The following is a 22,681-nucleotide window of genomic DNA, read 5'->3' on the forward strand; positions in this document are numbered from 1 at the left end:
GTTTCGGAGTTGCCACCTCTTCATAATCAATCATTATGGACTGGATTAAAAACGGTTGTGATGGTCGTAAGTGAAAGACGTTTATGGAATAAAACTACCACAGAAGTTCGGTTTTATTTAAGTAGTTTAGGCAGTAATGCCGAGAAGATTTCTCAAGCAATTCGCAGTCATTGGGGTATTGAAAATAGCTTACATTGGACATTGGATGTTACTTTTTCGCTCAGACAAGAGTCGCATTCGTAAAGAGCATTCTCCTGAAAATTTTGCTCTTCTACGTCGTTTAGCTGTCAATTTACTGAAACAGGAAAAAGGATTTAAAGGAAGTTTAAAAATGAAGCGGTATCTGGCGGGAATGGATAATAATTATTTAGTTCAAATTTTAGACTCTGCCAGCTAACGCTCGAAACTCAAACGGATTCCCGATCTAAATTGATTCAGCTTTGAGACTTCAGAAGTTCTTAAAGCTCGATTTTAACTGGGTTAATTGCATCAGATTTAAGAGTTTTAAGAATGGTTTTTTTAAAAAAAAATTATGCACAAAAATGATTTTCTGTCAACTTAATTTAGATGCGTTTACCCTGGTCATTGAACAACTTGACAAAGGGGAGTTGCCAGGCATCGAATACCGGATACCTGATTAAGTGTCAATGTGGTTTTGCAATGCAATATCCAGAAGAAATAGAGTTATTACTAGCTTCAAGATATAGTGGAATTATACATAGGATGAATAATTTTTAGTTAACAAAAATTGCCTAACAAAATCTTTCTGTTCGATCGCCCCCAATGGCGAGGGTGAAGCATTTGGGCATAAGACAGATTCAGGATGAAGAGAACCCAGGTAAAATAAATAAGATGCCTGACTATATGCACTTAAGAAGCCCCAGACCCTTTGTGTGTCTCTCCTTAACTAACAAAACCCGGATGGTAAGCTGTACTGTATGAATCTGCTGGCGCTTGAGCTAGTCGGGATCGTAAAGTATAATCTGTGTATCAGTGAACTGAGTAAATGGGACAGTTAATGTGACACTCGGAGCAGACACCGGAAAACTACCGTCTTACGATCGGCCACCCGTTATAGAAGTGGCTTGTAGTGTGATGTTTGCATCTCTAGAGGGACTGCTTTCTCCTCATATCGGGTTGTTATGGCAAAGATTTCAGCCTGAATATCCATTTTGTGATGATGTTGTTCCGATCCCACAAAGAGTCGAGATATTTGACGATCGCAATGTTGAGCCACAATTGGAACTCACCAACATTGTGCCGTTACCTAGAGTTTGGTTTATCAGCGAAGATGAGACAAGAATTATTCAGATTCAGCGAGATCGATTTATTCATAATTGGAGAAAGGTTAGCGTAGAAAGCGAATATCCGAGGTATGACAATCTGATTAGTAATTTTCAAGCTCATCTGGCTAGCTTTGATGACTTCTTAGCGGAGGCTGAACTAGGAAACATTCAACCACTCCAATACGAGCTAACTTATGTTAACCAAATTCCACAAGGACAGGCTTGGTTGACAGTTGAAGATATTGGTAATATTTTTCCAGATATTAGCTGGAAAGCAAATTCTCCAAGGTTTCTCGCTCATCCTCAAAGTATTAGCTGGTCTACAGTTTTCGATTTACCTGATGAACTTGGTAGATTGCACACATCAGTCAAGCCAATCATTCTTAATGAAAAGCCAACTCTTTTGTTCGAGCTTACTGTACGAGGCATTGGAAATTACACTTCGCGGGAGAGATTACAAAATTGGTTTGACATAGCACATGAGTGGATCGTATGTGCATTTGCTGATTTGACAGATCGGGAGACTCAAACAAAAATTTGGCAGCGGAAGGGATAAAATTATGGCTACAATTTTGTCACAAGCTGAAACAATTTACCAGGAACAAGAAGAGTTTGCAATTGTTGCAACACCTTTCAAAAAACGACAGGGACAAAAATTTCCCTCTCGTCCTATTGCTCCGGTTTGTTCGGTACATTCGTTACGACCAGCCTCACCTAAAGATATCGATAGTGGTGCTAAGAGCTATTATCTTTCTCCACATCTTACAGGTTGTGTTACCGTATTTTTGAGACCTCAACCATACGAACTTAGAACCATTGATGAGCAATCTGAAGAACTGAGATCTGATGATATAGCTGTACATGACTTGGCTCGAGCTATTGTTGGACAGAATGTTGATTTTGTTAAGAAATTAGCAAGCGCGAGGCGTGGAAAATTTTTAACCCCTTCCACAAATCCCGTGTCAAAAGCAGTTCTACCCTCGCCACCTAAACTTCAAAAGCTTGAAGCAGATGCTGATTTGGAAGCAGATGAAGAAGAACCATTTTGGAGAGGCGTATTTGTTGTACCTCATCAGCATCAAGTTTTATTTCGCAAAGAAATTGAAGTCAAAACAAATAAGCTTTCCACTTGGAAACCTAATATTATAATCGATAGCTACCGACTCGAAGATGATGACGAACAAGCTGTGGTATGAGGCGGTAGAAGCAAGTGTTGAATTAACACAGGGAGACATTATTCTCAATTGTCCTGTGGTTCGTTGGGCTTCTAAACATATTGAGCCAGCAATTAACCCAGAAGTTGAAATACTCAAGTCATTAGTTGAGGCAGATGAGATTGATGCTGTGGTAATGACCCAAGGATGTGATTTAGAAAATAGGAAAGTAGAAAATGTAATCATCTGTCCCCATTTCTCACTAAGTCAGTATAAGGAGGACTGGGAGCAGGCGATGAGAGATGCGAGTCAAAATCCGAATTCCAAAGCCTGGGGAAGATATTGCGAGGATATCAAGAATGGATACATCTGGAATCTGGCAATGCTTAATGAGGGAGAAATTGGGGAACTGAGATTAACTCACCGTATAGTTGATTTTCATGATGTATACACTTTACCGCGTACTTTTATTGAATCTCTATTGCAAAGCAGAGATCAATCTAGGCTTCGTTTACTTCCTCCCTACCGCGAGCATTTATCTCAAGCTTTTGCTAGATTCTTCATGCGAGTCGGCCTGCCTACGGGAATAAAAAAGATTTGGTAATATCTCAATCTCAAATCACTGGATATCTTAAACAGTTCCTACTAAGAAATACGTGGTAACAGAATACCGCGATTCCCTACTTTTTTAAGAAGTCGGGGATCTAGAGCGCCTGATTAGCCGTTTCCCGCCGGTATGCGTACAGTGAAAATAGACCCTTTTCCCTCTTGACTTTCTACCAAAATCTCGCCGCCCATCATGTGACAGTAGTAGCGGCTGAGTGTCAGCCCCAATCCCGCGCCGTCGTAAGGTCGGGTTGACGAACAGTCAGCTTGCACAAAAGCTTCAAACAATTTGTGCTGTTGTTCTTCCGACATTCCAATTCCGGTATCCTGAACAGATAAACAAATCCAATCCGACTCTTCAACATTCAGCAGGGGACAAGCGATCGCCGCAGAAGGATTTTCATCGGCAGGCATTGAATCGTCAATCGCCGATCGCCCTGCATTCAATTTGCCCCTTCCTTCAATGCGCCTGACACTCAATTTCACCCTGCCGTTTTTGGTGAACTTAGCAGCATTACTCAGCAGGTGCATCAAAACCTGGCGCACTTTTTTGAAATCTGCGTGCATGATACCAGCAGTTCGATCGCACTCTATTTCTAAAACATTTCCATTCTTTTCTATGAAAGGTTTCGCAGCGCCCGCAACATTGTCAACCAGGGATTCGATGTCAAACTCATCGATTTGGAGTTTCATCCCCCCGGCTTCAATTTTTGACAAATCGAGGATATCGTTAATCAAAGATAGCAGGTGCGTACCCGCCTTCTGAATCTTGTGCAAGTCGGGTACAAACTCATGAAATCCCGCATCTTGGGCATCTTCTGAAAGTAGTTGACTGTAGCCGATAATCGCATTTAAAGGCGTCCGCAATTCGTGGCTCATGTTTGCTAAAAACTGGCTTTTAGCAGTGTTAGCGGTGACGGCTGCTTCCTTAGCTTGTTTCAATTCTTTTGTATGTTCCGAAACTCGCTCAATCAAGTGATTGAGAGAGACAGCCAGACAGCCTATTTCGCCTTGTGCCGTGACGGGGGCTCGCAAGTCAAAATTAGACTCGGCGGCTACTTGTTGGGCCACCTGAGTGACGCTGATAACAGGTTTGGCGATCGCCCGACTGGTGCGACAAGCCACAATTCCCGCCACCACTACCGACAGCAGCATACTAATAATAATTATGGCTTTTTCCATTCCTTGGGCGTCTTCCATCACTTCACCCCCTTGCCCCTCTTGCTGCTGGGCAATATCGAGGATTTTGCTCAATTCCTCAAGGCTTTTGTTGAGCTGTTTGACACCTTCTCCGCTTTCTCTAGCCAACAATTTTCGGGCAGACTCTATCTCCAGAGGCGACAGTTGGGATTGCTGGATTTGCTGCAAAGTTGACTTGAGAGTATCGGCGTAGGATTCTAAATCTTCCGTGCACTCTTGCAGTAAATTTTTGAGAACTTCCGGCTTGGCTGCCAGCCAAGCGGGTTGGCTGTCAGCAAACTTTTCTATGCGCAAGCGCAGGTTTTTTGCCTTAGTAACGCTTGCGACTAACTGCTCTTTTTGCAGTTGTAGTTGGGCTGAGTTGTCTACAAAAGCATCTAGCTGTGTTCCTTGCAATTGCGCCGCCATCGCTGCATCTTTAAAATTGCTCAACAATTGGGCTTGCAGGTGAGCATCATTGAGTTGGTTTACTCCTTGTCCTTGGTAGTAATCGGCGATTACCAGTCCACTCAGGGAGCCAATAAAACCGATTCCTATTGCCAGCAAATACCCGCCACCAATTTTTTGATGGATAGGCCAACTACCAATTGTAAATGGCCAACTTTTGCTTATTTTTAAGGATAATTTTTGGACAAAATCTCGGCTGAATGTTTTTGGGATTGCGGCTTCTACAGAACTCACTTGTCCCGAAATAAAGAGCGGCATCAGTTTACCTACATTGCTATTTTTTGGGTTAACCTTTGGCGTTCCTACAGGTTTTTCCTGCTGATTAAATGGTGCTAAGTCGGAATTTACTTCGGCTTTGCCTTCGCAAACGGCAACCGATAGACTTGCTGCGTCCCCTGTTTTGTTGAGCAAGTTAATTTTTGACATATGCAATCGCTGTATTCTGTTAAAATTTACCACGCTCTTAAATTCTCCAAACGGAAAAGCTTGTCTATTTTCTAGTAGACATCGGCGAAAAAGTATCTAAAACTCTTGTCGAGTCCGAGGATAAACTTAAATTCGGTTGATGTCTAATAGATAATTAGGCTGTTGATGGCTGTTGCCAAATTACTTTTTCGACTCGTAAAAGTCTGCAGCAGGCAAAATAGATAAAAATTTATCCAGGCAGTGAATTATCCCCGCATGGAACGTTACAGCCAGAAAATTCTGTCTGATGGGTTTTGCCTGTGAGATCCCCCAAGCTGATATTGTCTGTTGACAATGCACCCGATTCCTCAGCTTTGGAGTTTTGCTGCCAGCAATGCGACGATTGCTTGACGGTTTTTGTTGAGCATCCGACGACTTTGTAGCACAGAATGTCACAAATGCAGCAGCAGATCGAAATTTTGCACCCTGGCGATCGACTGTTGGCATCGTTGCCCCGCAAAGACAAGTCTGAGGTCAAGTGTCGTTTATTGAGTATAACTGTAGGGTTTACCAAAATAAACTGGGTTTCTGCCAGTCAACTGTTGGCAATTGCGAGTTCTGGAGTGGCGGCGGTCAATTCGATCGCCAGTGCTAGCTTACCGTCTCTACCCAAAGCTTCATCCGCCAAGTGTACCATCCAGCGATTCGGCTTGGCTTGGGGTCTGGCGGCGAGCACAACTGCCCAAGCTTCCGGTTCTTTGCCGCGACCCAACAGCGCAGCACAAACAATCAAAGCTGTGGCAGTTGAACGGCCGATCCCACTTTGGCAGCAGATTAGCAAACTGCCTCCCTGCGATGACATTTTGAGGGCGAAGTCAATAATTTTCAGCACATCCTCAAGGGTAGGCAAGATTTGATCGGGGTCGTCAACGGGGGTTTCGAGGTCGTTAAACTCCAGGCACATTCGGTTCGGGATTTGATGAAAATTTTTGGGTTTGGGAACACCCGGACTGCCGATCGAGATCAGGTATTCGATCTGGCGCCGCACAGCGCGATCGACAATGTATTCGCTGGCTTCTGCTTCCGAAGCAATCAGGATTTTCGGCAATTTTCGATCCGATAAATCTGCGGCAACTGATGATTGAAAATCAACTGTTTCTGCCTCAGTGCTGACATCCGCCAAGTATTGGGCAGCCAGCGCGCGAACGTCAGCAAATTCGCGGTTTAAAGCTGTTTTCAGAGCCAAAACAGCCGCCGCTGAGCCAATTTGACCGAGGGATTTAATAGCCTTTTGGCGCACTCCAGAGGTTTCGTCCCCCAGCATCTGCACCAAACTTGCTACAGCTTCCTCTGTCGGAATTTGCCCCAAAGCATCAGCAACTCTCCATCGGACATAAGATTCGCTGTCGCCAATCGCGATCGCCAGTCCCGCGACCACCATTTTTTGCAATTTAGCATCTCCCTCGGTATTGATGTTCCCGAGGGCAACCGCAGCCCTGCCGCGCACGAAAATGTCCCGATCCGAGAGCGATCGCATTACCGCCGCCGCCGCCACCTCGCTGCTGATTTCCCCCAAGGCAGAAACTGCACTGCCGCGCACGTCTGAGTCTTCATGGTTGAGGGCTTGTACCAGACCTGCCACAGCCGTTTCCGTGCCGATTTGTCCCAAGGCCTCGGCGGCCCTCAAAGAAACTGCATAGGAGTCTGGATCGTCGTGAAGCAATTCTACTAAGCCGGGTACTGCCTCACAATGGCCGATTTTTCCCAAAGCCGCCGCAGCCCTAGCGCGGACGATGTGATTCGAGTCTCTGAGGGCATTCAGCAGCCCGGGAACTACCTCAGAGACGCCGATTTTCCCGCAGTTGACCGCCGCCCGCCAGCGCACCTCGGAGTCTTGGTGTTTGAGGGCTTTCAGCAGCGCGGGGACTGCTGTTTTCGGTTTAATTTTGCCCAAGGCCCAAACAGCCCGGGCGCGCACCCGGGAGTTTTGGTGTTTGAGGGCTTTCAGCAGTGCTGCGGCGGCTGGTTTCGAGTTAATTTCTCCTAAAGCCCAAGCGGCCCAAGCTTGCATTTGGGAATCTTCGGATTCGAGCGATCGGGCTAATTGAATTACTGCCGCCTCGGAGCCGATTTTCCCGATCGCCCGAATGCCATGAAGGCGGACTGCGCTGTCTTTGTGGTTCAATGCGGCCGCCAAGATCGGAATTGCCCGATCGGAACTTGTTAGGGCCAGCAGTTGAATTTTGAGCAGCGGCGAAGTTGGGATTTTTTCGATTAATTTTATGGTGGCTGTTTGAAATTCTGGCTTTACCGTTCCTGCTAGCTTCGACCCGAGTTTTAAATTTACTTTTAGAGCTAGTTTTACTGCCCGCAAAGCCAGACTTTGCTGTTCTACTTGCGGCAATATAGTCGCCAAGGTTCGCATCCCTTGTTTTTGTTTCAAATATTTTTGATGGAATTGAGCATCGCTGAGCTCGGGTAGCTGTTGGATGAGTGTTGCTGCTGAGTTCACTGATTTATCCTAATATTTTGGCGAGCGCTGGAAATTGCTCTTTTAAACTGTCTTAAAAAAATATGGCGCCTGCAAAACGCTATTTCTCAAAAAAGCTTGCACCACTTCTAAAATATGTCTCATTCCACTATTTTTGCAACTCCCCAATTATTAATTATCGGGTTTCTTTGGGCGATCGGCTTGACAATTAGTAGCGCTTGCTGATTGGCATCGCTGGGTTTTTAGATAGCCTAACTCTGCTATATCATTTTATACTCACATCTTGCACCATTGTCAGCAACAGGCAAGAAGCCGGTGAAGCGAGAAAATTCACTCTTCGCTTCACAGGTATCTTGCGTGTTAATCAAAGCTTGTTGAGAATTGTGCAACATCTTATTTTATACCAACTTGGTTTGAAATAGCGATCGGCTCGGTTGACAATCAAGCATCCAGGATACAAGCCCCCGAATTTATCTCGCGCAAGTCAATGCTTCAATTGTTGAATCTAAAATCTAAAATCTAAAACCTAAAATCGATTGACTGCAGGCAACCGGAAACAGTTTGATTTCGGGATAATTTCTCAACGAGCATAGGGCCCTTTTTTCAAAACCTCAGCCAAAGCGTTACCGTTATCTCGCAAACCTTCGTAAAAAAACATCACTTCTCCCTGAATCCCGCGAGATCGGTTGTAAGCAATTACTTGCAACAACAGTTCGGGAGTTATGCTATATTTGCTGCCTCGATTCGTCAACAAAATCCCGGGCGACACGCACTTTACTTGCTGCCCGCTAAGCTGTCTCTCAATCATTTTATCTACCAATTGTTTGTAAGCGTTAAAATCGCGGCGATAAAACTGCGGGTGAAGCATATCGACCAAATTTTTGTCAACCCAAGCTTTAGAATCTTGCAAATATTCCACCAGTCCCCAGTCATAAGGACTCGGCGACATCGATAGCAACAAATCGGGATTAATAGCTTTCACTTCTCGGTGCAAACGAGCCACAAACTCAGTAATAATATCTGCACGCCACTGCAACCAATGTTGCTCTTTGCAATCCGACGGTGCTTCTCTACCGCACTGTTCTCGATAGCATTTAACGGTTTTTTCGTCGTAACCGCCTTCTACCGGAAACGCAATGCGATCGTCTCCTTGAACGCCGTTTACCGGATAATTCTTAGCAACTTCCAGCATCAATCCCAGCACAAAGTCTTGCACTTCAGGGTCAAGAGAATTCATCCAGTCAAAGTTATTTTTTTTAAGTAAATTGCCGCTGGAATCACGGGCGGCCCACTCAGGTTTTTTCGCCAGCAAATGACCGCCCTTGCTATTGTAAGAACTCACAAATCCGTATTCAAAACAAGGAATCACTTTTAAACCAACTCTTTTTGCCTCAACGCATATTTCTGCTAAGGGGTCGCGACCTTGATAGCGCGAGTCAATTTCCACCCCAAATTTTTCTCGCATAATTTGAGAAGGATAAGCCGTAAAACCCTGGTTCCAAACTATAGGAAAAACGGTATTAAATCCCGTATCGGCTAGAAAGTCCATGGCTTCAGCAATTAGCTCTTTTGATGTGAGAACTTTGCAGTCAGTATTGGGTATCCAAACGCCCCGAATTCCAGCAGCCTTGTCAGCCGGAAACGAACTTGGCAGCGCTGCTGAATTTGGTGCAGAAAATCCAGCCACCAACCGCTGTTGGATCGAAGAGGCAAAACTGCGAATTGCTGATTGAAAAGGTGTGAAAAATCGCATTTATTCTTTTTTTGTTGTAAGGTGGGCGCTGCGCCCGCTACGTTATTAATTGGTAGCACCCGATATTATTTATGGATAAGATGCGCCGAAGAACACCCGATATTATTTATGGATAAGGTGCGCAATGCGCACCCTACCTTGATTCGTAGCACCCGATATTATTTATGGATAAGGTGCGCAGCGCGCACCCCAAAATTGTACTATCCACCGACAGCAGACAACTGCTGGCTCAAAGCTTCTTTCAAGAGTTCGGCCTTATCTGTTTGTTCCCAAGGCAAGTCTAAATCAGTGCGCCCGAAGTGACCGTAAGCCGCCACATCTTGGTAGAAACGGCCGCCTCTTTCAGCAGGCAAATTCTGCAAGTTAAATGCCTGAATGATGCCTGCAGGACGCAGTTCAAAATGCTGCTTCACAACTTCCAAAAGGCGATCGTCATCAACTTTCCCAGTGCCAAAAGTTTCGATCATCATGCTAACAGGCCGGGCAACGCCGATCGCATAACTCAACTGCACTTCGCACTTTTGGGCCAAACCAGCCGCCACGATATTTTTAGCAACGTAGCGACAAGCATAAGCCGCGCTGCGGTCTACCTTGGTGGGGTCTTTCCCAGAAAAAGCGCCGCCGCCGTGACGCGAATAGCCGCCGTAGGTATCTACAATAATTTTGCGGCCCGTCAAACCCGAATCTCCTTGAGGTCCGCCGACCACAAATTTGCCGGTGGGGTTGACAAGAAAGCGAGTTTCTGCATCCGGCTTCACGTTAATATCGGCAAACACGGGTTGGACGACGGCAGTCCAAAGGTCTTCTTTGATCTTGGCTTGAACTGCGGCCGTTTCTGTGATGTCGCCGATCGTTTCGGTGTGCTGCGTAGAAATTAAAATCGTATCTATGCCAACGGGTTTGCCGTCCTCATAGACTACTGTAACTTGGCTTTTGCCGTCGGGACGCAGGTAAGATAACTGACCGGTTTTGCGGACTGCTGCCAGTTGACGGCAAATCCGGTGCGCTAAACTGATCGGCAGAGGCATCAATTCCGGCGTTTCGTTGCAAGCAAAGCCGAACATCAAGCCTTGGTCGCCTGCTCCAATGGCGTCTAATTCCTCTTCACTCGATTGTTCCCGGCTTTCGTGGGCTGCATTCACCCCTTGAGCAATATCGGGAGACTGAGAATCAAGAGCCACCAACACCGAGCAGCTATTGGCAGAAAAGCCGTTGTCAGCGTGGATGTAGCCAATATCGGCTATTTTTTTCCGCGCTAATTCTATGTAATTTACCTGAGCTTTAGTGGTAATTTCGCCCGTCAGCAGCATCAAGCCCGTGTTGACGACAACTTCGGCTGCGACGCGGCTTTTGGGGTCTTCAGTCAGTAAGGCGTCTAAAATCGTATCTGAAATTTGATCGCAGATTTTATCGGGATGGCCTTCAGTGACCGATTCAGAGGTAAACAGGTAGCGGCGTGACAATGATTATTTCTCCTTTGATGGGGGCTTTTCCTGCGCGACATCGACTACCGACGAGTTATTTTTCCGGTAAACGCCAAGAACGATCGGGTCTGGGCTACCGTCGAATTTTTGTCGGTCTGCAGAGCCGTGTTGAAGCAGGTTGTGACATTGGGTAAAGTGACACTACTATAGCAAAGTCAGTTCCGGGAAGTCCCTAAAAACTTAGATTTTGTAGGATTGTCGATCGATTTCGGACACCGCTCGTCTACCTCCTAACCTGACAAAGGTAAGATACAGTCAGGGTATCGCCTTGCGGAACGACTATGGCAGGAGTCCAAAAATCACCAAACTTAATCCAAACAGTTGCCGACCTAGAATTTCCCGGCGGTCCAATACCGCTTGACTCTCCATTTTATATCGATCGCTCGGGGGCCGAAGCCCAGGCCTGTGCAGAAATTAGCAAACCCGGAGGCCTCGTTCGCATTAAAGCTCCCAAAAAAATGGGTAAAAGTTCTCTGATGCTGCGGATAATTCACGGGGCGACAGTGCGGGGATACCCCACTGTCACGGTAGATTTTCAGCAGGCCGATGAAGCAATTTTTGCTGGCTTAGATAAATTTTTGCGCTGGCTTTGTGTCAATGCTGCGAGGCAACTCAAACTAGAACCACATCTCGATGATTTTTGGGATGAAGATATGGGCAGCAAGGTAAGCTGCACTATTTATTTTGAAAACTATTTGCTCGCAAAAATTGATAGTCCTATTCTCTTGGTACTAAATGAAGTAAATCTAGTATTTGAACGCCCCCATATTGCTCAAGAATTCCTGCCGCTCCTGCGTTCTTGGTACGAACAATCTCGACAATTTGAAATTTGGAAAAAACTCCGTATAGCAGTAATTCACTCGACAAGAATCAATATTTCTTTGAGTATCAACCAATCTCCATTCAATGTAGGGCTGCCAATTAAACTGTCAGAGTTTACTCCCGAACAAGTGCAAGAGTTGGCGAGGCGACACGGACTGGAATGGAGCGACAGCTATCCCGTCGGGCAATTAATGAACATGGTAGGGGGACATCCTTATTTAGTTCATTTAGCGCTCTATTACCTGGCAATTTCGCTACAACAAAATTCCCTGCGTGAGAAGGTAAATAATCGAGGTAAGGATTGGGTTCAAGTAGAGTTAAATCAACTGTTAAAAGCGGCTCCTACTCAAACCGGAATTTATAGCGACCACCTAAGAAATCACTCGTTCTTCCTCCAACAGCACCCAAAACTGGCCTCCGCGCTCCAAAAGGTTGTTGCTGCTAAAAATAGCATTCGTCTAGAACCTTTAATCGCATATCAGTTAGACAGTATGGGACTGGTAAAATTAGAGGGAGATAACTGTCGCGTGTCTTGTAAATTATATCGCTTGTATTTTAAATGGCAAAAGTTGTGCGAGGACAATTTATCGGTGGTTGGTTTTGAGGAGTTGCAGCAAGAAAATGAAAGGCTACAAGCTTTGGTGAATGTGGATGAACTTACTCAAATTGGCAATAGACGGTACTTCGACAGTTGTCTGCGAGCTGAATGGAAGCACATGGCTCGCAGGGGTTCTCCTATATCTTTAATTTTGTGCGATATTGATTATTTCAAAATTTACAATGATACCTACGGACATCAACGGGGAGATGATTGTTTGCGATTGGTAGCTCAGGCAATTAGCCGATCGCTCGAGCATCCTGCTGAGATAGCTGCTCGCTACGGGGGCGAGGAGTTTGCTGTGATTTTACCTGAAACTGATGGGTCGGCGGCTCTGGTTGTTGCTGAAAAAATTAGAGCGCAAGTTAAAGCTTTGAATATTGTTTTTAAACCTTCGATAGTTGACTGTTTGCCTAATTCTATGCTGACGATTAGTTTGGGAATTGCTAGTGTCATTCCGGGGCCGGAAAATGATGTGGCAACGCTGGTACTGGCGGCTGATGAGGCTCTTTACTACTCGAAAAAGCAGGGGCGCGATCGGTCTACTCTCAGTACGCTTTTGAATTTTAGATTTGCCCCTGTTAATTACATCGAGGGCGACTTTAAGTCGCTCAGCAACGCGAGCACGCATACAAAATCGGCAGAGGCAGACCGTAGAATACAGGATAGTTGAAAACTGGATTTGGTGTTAATAACGTGGGATAGTTCGATCGACCGCGAGTGAGTAAGCATCGATGCCGCCAACGATATTTTTAACGTTGGTAAATCCTCGCTCGGCTAACCAGTGGCACATTTGAGCCGATCGCACTCCGTGATGGCACAAAACTAGGGTTTCCGTGTCGCGATCGAGTAGGTCGTCAATTTCACCGGACCATTGGGCAAACTCGCTCAGCGGAAAAGCTACAAATCCCGGCAGCGCCGCGAGTTCTATTTCGTATGGTTCCCGCACGTCTACAAGCTGCAATTTCTCAGCATTGGTTTCTGCTAATTGGCGACCTAATTCTTCGACTGTAATTTGAGCAAAAAATTCTGACATTTGATTATAAAAAAGTAGTCATCAGTCAATCGATTTGAGATTTGAGATTTGAGATTTGAGATTTGAGATTGTTAACAGTCAACAGTCAACAGTCAACAGTTAACAGTTAACAGTTAACAGTCAACAGTCAACTGTTAACAGTGATTAATTGAGGGGCGAAGGCGGTGGAATTAGCTCCACAGGAGGGGTAGGTGCAGGACGCCCGTCCAACTGGCTCACGCTGTCTCTCGGGTCAAGACAAGTGGCGATTAACCTGTCAGTGGGAAAGTCGAGCCTGCCGCTCAAACCGACTACGCATTCAGAAAACTGTTGTGGCAATAAACTGCGGCGGCATCCATCGAGCACTACCAGCGGAGCCGCAGGTTGAGTTCGACTTTTGCCGTTAATATTCACTACGCAAGTAGCCAATTCGTTGGGACGCCTCACCCGCCGACAGCTAGAGAGCGCTTCGACACCAGAAATATTGGTTTTGCGGTTGATTTGGAGAGCGCATTTAGATATGTCGCGGGGGCGGAGCGCGTCCGCACAAGCAGCGGCGGCTGTCTCTGCCCCCACTCCCGCTTCGATTAGTTCCAAGGCGCAGACGCGATAGGGATTCCTATTGCGAGGAATTCTAATAGTGATGGCTGAGGCTGGCGAGATTGGCAGTGCTGTGGCTAACAAACCGAGTGCTGCTAGCTGCGTGCCGAAAGCCAAAATCCAGCGCCCGATAGGGCTTGAGCCTGTTGATGCTGGCTTTGGGGAACAAGTGCTCGAAAAATTGCGGTTGTGCATGGCAGATCGAGTAGTGAGTTTTTTTGGGCTGAGTGGGGCGACCGATCGGCTTTTCCTTCAGAATTTACCGCACATTATGGATCGCGCTGCGGTCGATCGTTTTTTTATCGATCTTTGTTGGAATTTTGACCGTTACAAACATATAATATAGAGTCTGCATAAAATTGCATACAGATATTAGAGAGGAAAATAAATGTCTCGATATCGAGGCCCCCGATTGAGAATCGTCCGTCGTCTGAAAGAGTTGCCGGGTCTAACCCGCAAAACTCCCAGACGAGATTATCCGCCCGGACAGCACGGTCAAAACCGCAAAAAGCTCTCTGAGTACGCTGTTCGCTTGCAAGAAAAGCAAAAACTCCGTTTCAATTACGGTGTGACGGAACGCCAACTGCTCCGTTACGTCCGCAAAGCCCGCCGTGTCACGGGCTCCACAGGTCAAGTGTTACTGCAATTTTTGGAAATGCGCTTGGACAATACTGTGTTTCGGATGGGAATGGCTCCAACCATTCCGTCCGCCAGACAATTGGTAAATCACGGTCACATAACTGTCAATGACCGTGAAGTCAATATTGCCAGCTATCAGTGCAAGCCTGGCGATGTGATTGCGGTGAAAAATAGAGAGCGATCGCGCACAATGGTTGAAACGAATCTCAAAGACCCAGGCTTGGCTCACTTGCCCAATCACTTGGAATTTGACAAGCAAAAACTGGTTGGCAAAGTTAATGGCGTTATCGAACGCGAGTGGATTGCTCTACAGATTAACGAACTGCTAGTGGTGGAATACTACTCGCGGCAAGCCTAAGTTATTAATCATCAGTCGTTGGTTATTACTCATCAGTTGGTTGAAGGTGGAGTTATTACAGCGTATTCCAGGTTTATCAAGTAGGGACAAAGGCTTTCGCCGCGTCCCTACGGGGGTTAATCAATTTCTACTGGCACAAAACTGAGGACTGAGGACTGAGGACTCAAAATTAATAATTTTCAAAAATCCCACCCTCTAAAAAGGGATGGGATTTTTTGAAGGTTTCGCTTGTTAACTTCCTTCAGTTGCCATTTGCTCGGACGACACCTGCCTGATGGCATTAAATGATGTCCCAGCCTCAAATTTTTCCCTTAAAATGTTTCTTCTCCGGTTGGTTCGTGGTGGACGAGACCTCGCTTTTGAAGGCGATAATTCGCTACAACGGGGTAAACAACACCGCGTATCCGATTGATCGCACCTACAGGACGATGAACTGCTAAGCCGTTCCAGGGAGAATATCTCAGGTTTTCGTTGAAATCAGATTGTTTTTCACAATCAACAATCTGATGCTTGACGGTGAGACGACCTACTCTCAAGAAGGGCGAATCCTTTTCCTTCCAGACATTGATGCCATCGTCGATCGGCATTTTTAGGCTAGTTTGGAACTGGATGCCAAAAGCCCACCAGTATTGGGCATCAGGTTTCGCCAAGGCTTGAATTAGATCGTCCCGGTAATAATTGTCTGGTTGATTGGGATCTAAACGCAAGGCTTTAGCGCGATCGACAAAGGGAATTTTAGGAATTCCCGGTCGAGATTGTTCTGGAATCATCTCGTGCGGCGGTTTGCTTGAAACCGGAGTAAACCCATACTTAATTACAGCAGGATATTCGACAGGAACTAAACCAGGCCCAGAGGGATCGAAATCGGGATAGAGACCCAAAGCAGAGGGTGAACCGCTCCAATATTTGGCTGTTAGCAAACTCTTCGGAGTCCGGCTACCCGTAAGCGTCGAGACCGCTATAAAGTGTCTGGGATGTCGAATTAGCCACTTTTTCAATGTCTCTGGTGATTCAACCAGAGCAGAAAAAAAGCCGTAGTAGTCTTTGATTGTTTGGCTCACAAATATCTCTGAATTGTGAACAATGATGTCCTGGGTTTTTGACTCGTGGCTTTGCGCCAGCCGTTCCCCTTCCACCCCCATCACTTTCACTGACATTGAGCGGGAATCTTTTTGGTAATCGGGGTATACTTTGGTAGCCCCGTTAGCAAATCGCAACCAAACAGGATATTCTTTGGGTTTTGCTAGCAAACCTTGCTTAAGGGAAATCGCATTGAGTTGCGAAGAAGTTAACGAAGCGCGTTTGCCCAATTCCCGTTTAATCGCTTCCTCATCAAAGTCAAAAATTTCCAGAGTTCCTTTAACGCACGCATGAGTTTTGGCGTGAGTATCTCGCAGCGCCCGATCGGTATTCCCGTAAAGATTATCCATCCGAAGCTTGGCCTGCTCAACCAAAAGATCGTAATATTTGCGTTCGTCCTGTTCGGGATATTCGGTAAATAACTTCTTGTTCATAAATAACCTTTGAAAAGCTGATTAGGGCGATCGGTGTCGAACCATCAGGACACGGCGAGAGCCTAAGTCCCTACAATTAATCGGGGTAGGGACTTAGGCTCTCGCCGTGTCCGAACTATCATGTCGATCGTGCAATCGGAATTGATATCAAGCTTGGTTTGTTGATTGTTGATGGTTCATGGTTAATTGCCTAATTTTTACAATACCATGAACCGTGCAAGGCTCTAAACTGGTTTCCAACCCTCATTATAAAAAGAAACTTTGTACTCTTTACCGCCAGGAACATTACGGTTCAGCACCTGCGAGAGGGTCTTGGTATTCCTAATCTCTTCCCAGCCTACAGGTGAAAAAGTTTCTGGATTGAAGACATTTTCGGCTAATAGAGGATTGGTGAAAGCTTGAGAAAAGGCATCAATTCCTATCAGTCGTCCGACTAAAGGAGGTAAGGCTGAATTTGGCCGCAAATCTTCTGCGTAGAGTCCCACATACAACTCAATGTTGTCTACGTGACCGTACAATCGTTTCAATTCTTTTTGGACATCTTCATCGGCAGTAATTTGATTGAAATCTGTAACCCGCGGATACTTGCACAGTTCGCGGTAATCGTTGTAGGTTCTTAATTTGGCTGCACGACCTGCACGAATACTGGCTGTCTCGGTTGGAATTAGGAACTCAGGCGTATTGAATAAACCCAGTTGCGCTGCTGGTTGGGAACAAGTTTCTTCAAACATAGCTCCCAAACCCTTGTTTATAATCATATCATTGTTCCACATCGACTCGGGCATAGGCATTTCTTTCCCGTTATAAATTAGCCGATCTGGCAGCATACTATGCCAGCGATAAACTAAAGTAAATTCTACCGACATCCAATTGGTGCGATACCATTTTTCATCAATAAATGCTGGGGGATCGACGAAGAATTGGAAGTGATAGGGAGTAATGTGATTGATATAATCCTCAAGCACAATTTTCAGAAACTCCGCCATCACGATATTTCTGGCGGTTTGGAAAAGGCGTTCGTCATCCCAAGTTGGATAATTCTTTGCTAAGAGGTCGCACACGCGATTGTGTTCTCTTAAGCCAAGAACGTTGAGCATTACATAGCCAACTTGCACATTGACACGCTCTAACTCTATCCCCATTACAAATAATTTTTGTCTTTTTTCAGGGGGGATTTTATCGGATTTTTTCTCGTCGTATTCACCGACTATTTGATGGGGAATTCCTTTGAATTCTTCCTTAGGCTGTCCGTTATCATCATAGTAAAAAGGAGGATATTCTTCGCCATTGAGAATTTGGCTTTTTAGCTTGCCTCCTTGATAAGACCTCAGCAGGCGAGTAATATTTGCGTTCAACCCATAGACGTTACACAGATCGATTTGGTGGTTGGAACTATTTCGGCGCTGATCCAGTCGATCGGTTCGCAGGAAACTGTCGGTAAACCATTGCACGAAATAGGGGAACATAAGAGAGGATTTGGGCGAATATTTCGTCTTCCCTTCTTTTTTGCGGTACAAGACTTCCAAATCCTTAATAGGCGGGAGATTCTTTTCAAAATTATCTGTGGGGCTTAAATTAACCCCTATGTAGTTTTTCCCCGGTACTAATGGCTTCCAATCAGTAGGCGGTAGATGAAGTCCCGAATAAGAGCGATCGTTTAATGACTCCCAAGATGTGTAGGGAGACATGGTACTAAACGGATAGGGGCGAGTGGGAATTTTTAATATGGCATTGTTAATCACAGTTTTGTTGACTTTTTTGCTCAGCCCCTCGTTCTTTTGAATCAAGTTCCAAAACGGCTTGAATTTAGTTAAAAGCAAAGTCTCGATTTTGTTTTTCTGCCCGTCTCTTGATGTGTCTCTTTTTGAAGGCATAATTGTTTCTCGTTTGGGTTCTTGTAGATTTGATTGATGGCCGCGGCTCAATTCCGGGCTCTCGATCGAGTGTTCTTTATCCTCTGCAATTGGTTTTAAGGGTTTATGAGATAATAAAAGCGGTTCTAGATTCTTGGGGCGGTACTGAATGTCTAGGCTTTGAAAACGCTCGATCGCGCTTTCATGAAGATCCTCAATGGTCTCCCCCACCTCGCGCAACTTGATTCCTGCCAATTTGAAGAACCCAGGATTGTTTTGAAATGGAACCTTATAATTAGGCTGGATATCTTTAATGGCCTCTGGGTCGAATTCAAGCTTCAATTCCAAGTCACTGATTTGATCCAACATCCACTTCAAGACAGTATCTGATAACCCGCGGTATTCTGGCGTACCGCCGCCGATGCAGCCATGCTCGCCTGGAAACCAAACTTGACGAAGCTTCTGCTTGGGGGCATCAGGATTTTTCTTCATCAGGGTAACATCAAACACTTCGCGAATTTCGTCGATCGCCACGGCGTGCAACGCATTCTCAATATCCTTATTTAAAGTGGTGTCGTGGAATTTGTACCTTTTTTTGAGCGGTTCCTCATACTTCTTCAAGCCGGGTACAAGAGGAATACCAAGGGCTCCAACAGTGTCGAAACAACCAAGCAAGGTAATCGGGACGCGATCGCCCCGATCTTTGCCGTTTTCTTTGCGGAACCTCTTTGCTTCCTCATCATTTGGTTTAATGCCTCGGTTACGGTAAAGCTCGTAAGCTTCTGATGCCTTGGTAACATAACGGCGGGATAGGAGACCGGAGCAATAGATCATCCCCGCTAGACTCCTGACTGTGTAAGCACCGCGACTGAACCCGAATAGATAGATTTCGTCACCGCGATCGTAGTTGAAAGAAAGAAAACGATAGGCATCTTGTATATTTTTATCGATTCCCAGCCCAGTGACTCCGCCCACAATCTTGTTACTGTCTACTCCAATTCCCTCGTCATAAAACACGATCTGCGGAACCCCGTCGCTGGCCGTCCGTTTCACGGCCTGGGCAAGCCTAACCACATTAGTTGGGCACTGAGTATCTAGTTTGTTCCAAGTTCCATCACAGCAAACGATCAGACGTTTCCCTGGTTGCGTCATTTTTATATTCTCTTTTTGAATTTGAGATTTGATGGCGAGCTGTAATTGCTAATCGGTTACTTGAGATTGCTCGTTCCCCTTTTTGGGTCGCCTCTGGCAAGCCCTCCTAATTTCTTGCTCGACGAAATTACGATTTTGTTGGGCAATCTTGAGTTATTTCGATTCTCCGGATATTAGTCTCAAAACAGCATCTAGTCTAGTTGGCTGTATTAAAATGTGAAATTTATTTATATTTCTTAATTGAAAATTTTACAGAGTGAAATAGTAGGTTAGGTTCTGAAAAAATGCTCGATTCTCCTAAAACGTAAAAAATTCAGAGCGTGAAATAGTAGGTTTGGTTCTGGGAAAATGCTTGATTCTCCTAACATGAGTAACGATCGGATGGCATAGCTAACAAACATTTAAACAGATTGACACTCTGTCTGGTCAGTTTTTACAACAGCTATATCTTATCGATTTGTCAGTTAGCTGCAAGATAATGGTGAGGTATTCGCCGAACAGATAGCAGATTTGGACTGTGTTTTGGACTAAAATTTGTTGCAGCCACTCTCAGATTTTCTGCGATGTGCTTGAAGTTTTTAACAATCTGTGGGCTTTTCTGGTTTCTCGATCGGTAAATTTGTGGAAAAATTTTCTAGCTCCGGTTAAATTTGAAGCGTCCAAAAGTAGGGACGATCGACCGCAGCGACTGGCTGCGGGGTTCTCGCACCAAAACCAAAGGCACAAGGCCAATCAGGCGCACAGCAGCCGAGAGGGCAAACAGTGCTCCCAAACTCATGCCGGGAAGTTCGGCAACAAACCCGCCTGCAGTAGTTCCCAAAGCCCCAGCTACTCCCGAAACTGCTGCGGCGATCGCAAAATAAGTCGAAGGTTGCTCGATCGACGCTATCTCCATTTGAATATTGTTAGTACACAAGCCGATCGCCCCTAAAGTCGTTCCCCCCAGCATATGCAGCAGCGGCAGCCACACCCAAACCGCAAACGGGTAATTGCCCGCACCCAACCACAGCAAAGGCGTTATCGCCACCACCAGCCCCACCGCAATTAGCAGGGGGCGATTTCCCAAGCGATCGGCCAACTTGCCCCAAAACATCAGCAGCAGTAGATTTGCCCCGGAACTCAAGCTGCCGTAAATCGTTACCAAACTCACATCCAAGCTTAATTCTTTCAGCAGGTAGATATTAAAAAAAGGCGCGCAGAGATTAACTGCAAATGTCCAGATGCTGAAGTAAAGAATAAACATTAAAAAATTATAATTTTTGAGTACAGAAGGGACAAAATCTGTTACTGGCTTTTCTTTTTTCTCTGTAAGTCGATCGCTCTGTGCATCTTTTTTGTATACCTGCGGATTCACATCAACCATGAACGATTGACACCCCAAACTAATCATTCCCGCCAAAACACCCACCAATAAAACAACACCGTAGCCCAAAATTGGATTTGCGCCCCAAGTTGACACAGACATTCCCATAAGCGGCACTCCCAGCAAACTAATCAAACTCGTAGCACTGTTGCGAAAGCCAAAATAGCGTCCCCGCAAACGGTGAGGAACCACGGCGGCAAGCCAACTAAACCAGTTAGCACTGGCAAAAGCTCCCAACACGCTAGCTGCTAGGACGGTTGCCAGCGTCCACAGCAGCAGTTGGTGGGAGTCTGCGTGCTGGGAACCCCAAACAATTGCCACCGCCAGCACCAGCCACAGCAGCCGAGACACGCCGAATATCCCTAGGTTGTAGCAGTAGCGACTGGTTGTGCGGTCTGCAAAGTAGGCTCCTAATGGTTGCAGGAGATTTACCACCATCGGAATAGCAGAGAATATACCTATTTCCACGCTGCTGGCACCGAGTTGCAGCAAGAAGTTGCTCAGCAGCACGCCGGCGGTCGCCGACTCGAAGACACTGGCAAAAACGCCGTCTAGAGTTGAGGCTTTCAGGGTCGATCGAACGTCTTTTTTGGAAAATTTGAGAGCTATTTTTGGAGAGAGAACGAGCTGAAATATTTTCGGGTCTACTATTTCTGCAGTCTGAAGAGATAGAGGTTGATTTAACTCTGCAACTGGTTCAACCATAGTCATAAAATTTTAGATTTTAGATTGCGAAAGACTGAATTTACTTAGGAATTACCTAGACTTCGATTGGAAACTTAGTTGCTCCGTCTAAGTAGGTAGACACAAATAAATTTGACCGTGTAACAGCCTCTCAAGCTCTCATAACAAGAGCGATTGCTTAGTTTTCTTCGCAATGACATATTTATGTATTTTTTCCGTCTATCTACTTATTTATGGTTGCTCAACTCAGTATTTTTCCTAGAAATCTGGTTTCTAACCTTCATGGAAAAGACTTACTTTACTGATATAGCAACTGCGCCAGACGCTTAGGAATTTCTTAATGTCCCAAACCCATGCGGTCGATTGCTTATATCAACTCCGGTAGCATCGGAATTAATATTACCCACAGCTTTCGAGACGGCACGGCGCCGCCCTCGGTATCATTCCAGTGCCACCGAAAACGATATGATTCCTTCTCTCCTCGATAGCTAAAGCCTTCTTCTTTCTACTAGAAATCAGGAGACTTTAAATCCAGGCAACAAGTCTGTTTGTCTCCACGATGATTCAAATCAGGAGCTTGTATTCCGAGATAGGTTTTGACCGAGAAAAGTTAATCTTTATCAGGGGAATTGCTGAGTTAGCATGGTAAGATAAAGCCAGCCGCGCCTTCAAGATGTTAGGTTGAAAGCTAGACTGGCACTTCCGGGTAATTGTTATCAATATAGACGCCAAGCGATCGCCAGGACATCAACCGCTTGGGAGATATAAATTGACTAATTGTAAAAAAGTATGTTTGAGAGCTTAACAAGGAAGCGATCGCAGCATTTCGCCTGCCAAAAATTGCTCAAATTCCCCATCTAACAAGTCGCCCCAAGGGCCAAAACAAATTTCGCACGAGCGCCTCCACTCGGCTCTCAAACCTTTACGGCTAGCTAAATCTATAGAATGAAGGACGATCGACTTGCCGAGTATAGCTGCTAACTCCAGGCCTCGGGCGAGCGCGGCAATTCCCTCTGGGGCGACAGCATCTACTTGCTGCATATCCACGACAACTCCAAGGGCCGCCCTTTCCAAAGCTTGCTCCAAATTAATTTGGAAATCTACCACAGCGATGCCGCCGAGACAGCCCTTGGGTTGCAAAACAACGGTGTGGGATTCGGTGGTTTCGGGATCGATTTGAGCGGTTGAACCCGAAACAACTGACTGGATGAAGGTAGTGGGGGTCTTCATATTTCTTCCTCCAGGGAGATCCTCACC

Annotated in this window: 17 protein-coding genes; 7 read left to right on the forward strand and 10 right to left on the reverse strand. The window is 45.7% G+C overall.

From position 1 onward, the window contains the following. The 4 genes from QUA80_RS24225 to QUA80_RS24240 form a co-directional block, all read left to right on the forward strand. The coding region (locus QUA80_RS24225) for an ISAs1 family transposase (RefSeq protein WP_333427563.1) at positions 1 to 243 on the forward strand (243 nt) is incomplete at its 5' end. Between the two features lie 777 nt (positions 244 to 1,020). Further along, positions 1,021 to 1,842: a TIGR04255 family protein gene (locus tag QUA80_RS24230; RefSeq protein WP_333427564.1), complete on the forward strand. Its 822-nt coding sequence runs from the start codon at positions 1,021 to 1,023 to the stop codon at positions 1,840 to 1,842. A 4-nt stretch (positions 1,843 to 1,846) separates the two neighbouring features. After that, a complete protein-coding gene (locus QUA80_RS24235; RefSeq protein ID WP_333427565.1) occupies positions 1,847 to 2,482 on the forward strand; it encodes a hypothetical protein in 636 nt (211 codons plus the stop codon). Beyond that, positions 2,457 to 3,044 carry a hypothetical protein gene (locus QUA80_RS24240; RefSeq protein WP_333427566.1) on the forward strand — a complete coding sequence of 196 codons (588 nt, stop codon included), beginning with the start codon at positions 2,457 to 2,459 and terminating at the stop codon, positions 3,042 to 3,044. Before QUA80_RS24235 ends, QUA80_RS24240 begins: the two co-directional genes overlap by 26 nt. 113 nt (positions 3,045 to 3,157) lie before the next feature. Here QUA80_RS24240 and QUA80_RS24245 read toward each other — a convergent pair whose 3' ends face one another. The 4 genes from QUA80_RS24245 to metK all read right to left on the reverse strand — a co-directional run bounded on the left by QUA80_RS24245 (position 3,158) and on the right by metK (position 10,805). Further along, a complete protein-coding gene (locus tag QUA80_RS24245; protein ID WP_333427567.1) occupies positions 3,158 to 5,119 on the reverse strand; it encodes an ATP-binding protein in 1,962 nt (653 codons plus the stop codon). 574 nt (positions 5,120 to 5,693) lie between these two features. Beyond that, positions 5,694 to 7,610 (reverse strand): HEAT repeat domain-containing protein, encoded by a 1,917-nt coding sequence (locus QUA80_RS24250; protein WP_333427568.1) that lies wholly within the window; start codon positions 7,608 to 7,610, stop codon positions 5,694 to 5,696. A 559-nt stretch (positions 7,611 to 8,169) separates the two neighbouring features. Then, positions 8,170 to 9,342 carry a family 10 glycosylhydrolase gene (locus QUA80_RS24255; protein ID WP_333427569.1) on the reverse strand — a complete coding sequence of 391 codons (1,173 nt, stop codon included), beginning with the start codon at positions 9,340 to 9,342 and terminating at the stop codon, positions 8,170 to 8,172. Positions 9,343 to 9,542: 200 nt separating this feature from the next. After that, positions 9,543 to 10,805, reverse strand: coding sequence for a methionine adenosyltransferase (gene metK / locus QUA80_RS24260; protein ID WP_333427570.1), 1,263 nt, complete (start codon positions 10,803 to 10,805; stop codon positions 9,543 to 9,545). A gap of 302 nt (positions 10,806 to 11,107) precedes the next feature. Here metK and QUA80_RS24265 point away from each other — a divergent pair, with 302 nt between their 5' ends. Further along, positions 11,108 to 12,919, forward strand: a complete 1,812-nt coding sequence (locus tag QUA80_RS24265) for an AAA-like domain-containing protein (RefSeq protein ID WP_333427571.1) — start codon at positions 11,108 to 11,110, stop codon at positions 12,917 to 12,919. 15 nt (positions 12,920 to 12,934) lie between these two features. On the opposite strand, the gene QUA80_RS24270 is transcribed toward QUA80_RS24265, so the two are convergent. Beyond that, entirely contained in the window at positions 12,935 to 13,282 is a 348-nt protein-coding gene (locus QUA80_RS24270; protein WP_333427572.1) for a rhodanese-like domain-containing protein, read from the reverse strand. Between the two features lie 144 nt (positions 13,283 to 13,426). After that, positions 13,427 to 13,858, reverse strand: a complete 432-nt coding sequence (locus QUA80_RS24275; protein WP_333427573.1) for a hypothetical protein — start codon at positions 13,856 to 13,858, stop codon at positions 13,427 to 13,429. A gap of 46 nt (positions 13,859 to 13,904) precedes the next feature. Here QUA80_RS24275 and QUA80_RS24280 point away from each other — a divergent pair, with 46 nt between their 5' ends. Together QUA80_RS24280 and rpsD are read left to right on the forward strand one after the other, a co-directional pair. Continuing rightward, positions 13,905 to 14,207 carry a hypothetical protein gene (locus QUA80_RS24280; protein WP_333427574.1) on the forward strand — a complete coding sequence of 101 codons (303 nt, stop codon included), beginning with the start codon at positions 13,905 to 13,907 and terminating at the stop codon, positions 14,205 to 14,207. A 42-nt stretch (positions 14,208 to 14,249) separates the two neighbouring features. Continuing rightward, positions 14,250 to 14,858, forward strand: coding sequence for a 30S ribosomal protein S4 (gene rpsD, locus QUA80_RS24285; RefSeq protein WP_333427575.1), 609 nt, complete (start codon positions 14,250 to 14,252; stop codon positions 14,856 to 14,858). 311 nt (positions 14,859 to 15,169) lie between these two features. Here rpsD and QUA80_RS24290 read toward each other — a convergent pair whose 3' ends face one another. The 4 genes from QUA80_RS24290 to QUA80_RS24305 all read right to left on the reverse strand — a co-directional run bounded on the left by QUA80_RS24290 (position 15,170) and on the right by QUA80_RS24305 (position 22,654). Then, positions 15,170 to 16,372 (reverse strand): catalase, encoded by a 1,203-nt coding sequence (locus QUA80_RS24290; RefSeq protein WP_333427576.1) that lies wholly within the window; start codon positions 16,370 to 16,372, stop codon positions 15,170 to 15,172. Positions 16,373 to 16,596: 224 nt separating this feature from the next. Then, positions 16,597 to 19,377, reverse strand: coding sequence for a phospholipase effector Tle1 domain-containing protein (locus QUA80_RS24295; protein ID WP_333427577.1), 2,781 nt, complete (start codon positions 19,375 to 19,377; stop codon positions 16,597 to 16,599). Positions 19,378 to 20,011: 634 nt separating this feature from the next. Next, complete coding sequence (locus QUA80_RS24300; RefSeq protein ID WP_333427578.1) at positions 20,012 to 21,451, reverse strand: MFS transporter; 1,440 nt, start codon at positions 21,449 to 21,451, stop codon at positions 20,012 to 20,014. A gap of 774 nt (positions 21,452 to 22,225) precedes the next feature. Further along, positions 22,226 to 22,654 carry a hypothetical protein gene (locus QUA80_RS24305; RefSeq protein WP_333427579.1) on the reverse strand — a complete coding sequence of 143 codons (429 nt, stop codon included), beginning with the start codon at positions 22,652 to 22,654 and terminating at the stop codon, positions 22,226 to 22,228. Positions 22,655 to 22,681: the final 27 nt, after the last annotated feature.

It is taken from the genome of Microcoleus sp. F4-D5 (assembly GCF_036704885.1).
In the GTDB taxonomy this organism is placed as follows: Bacteria; Cyanobacteriota; Cyanobacteriia; order Cyanobacteriales; family Microcoleaceae; genus Microcoleus.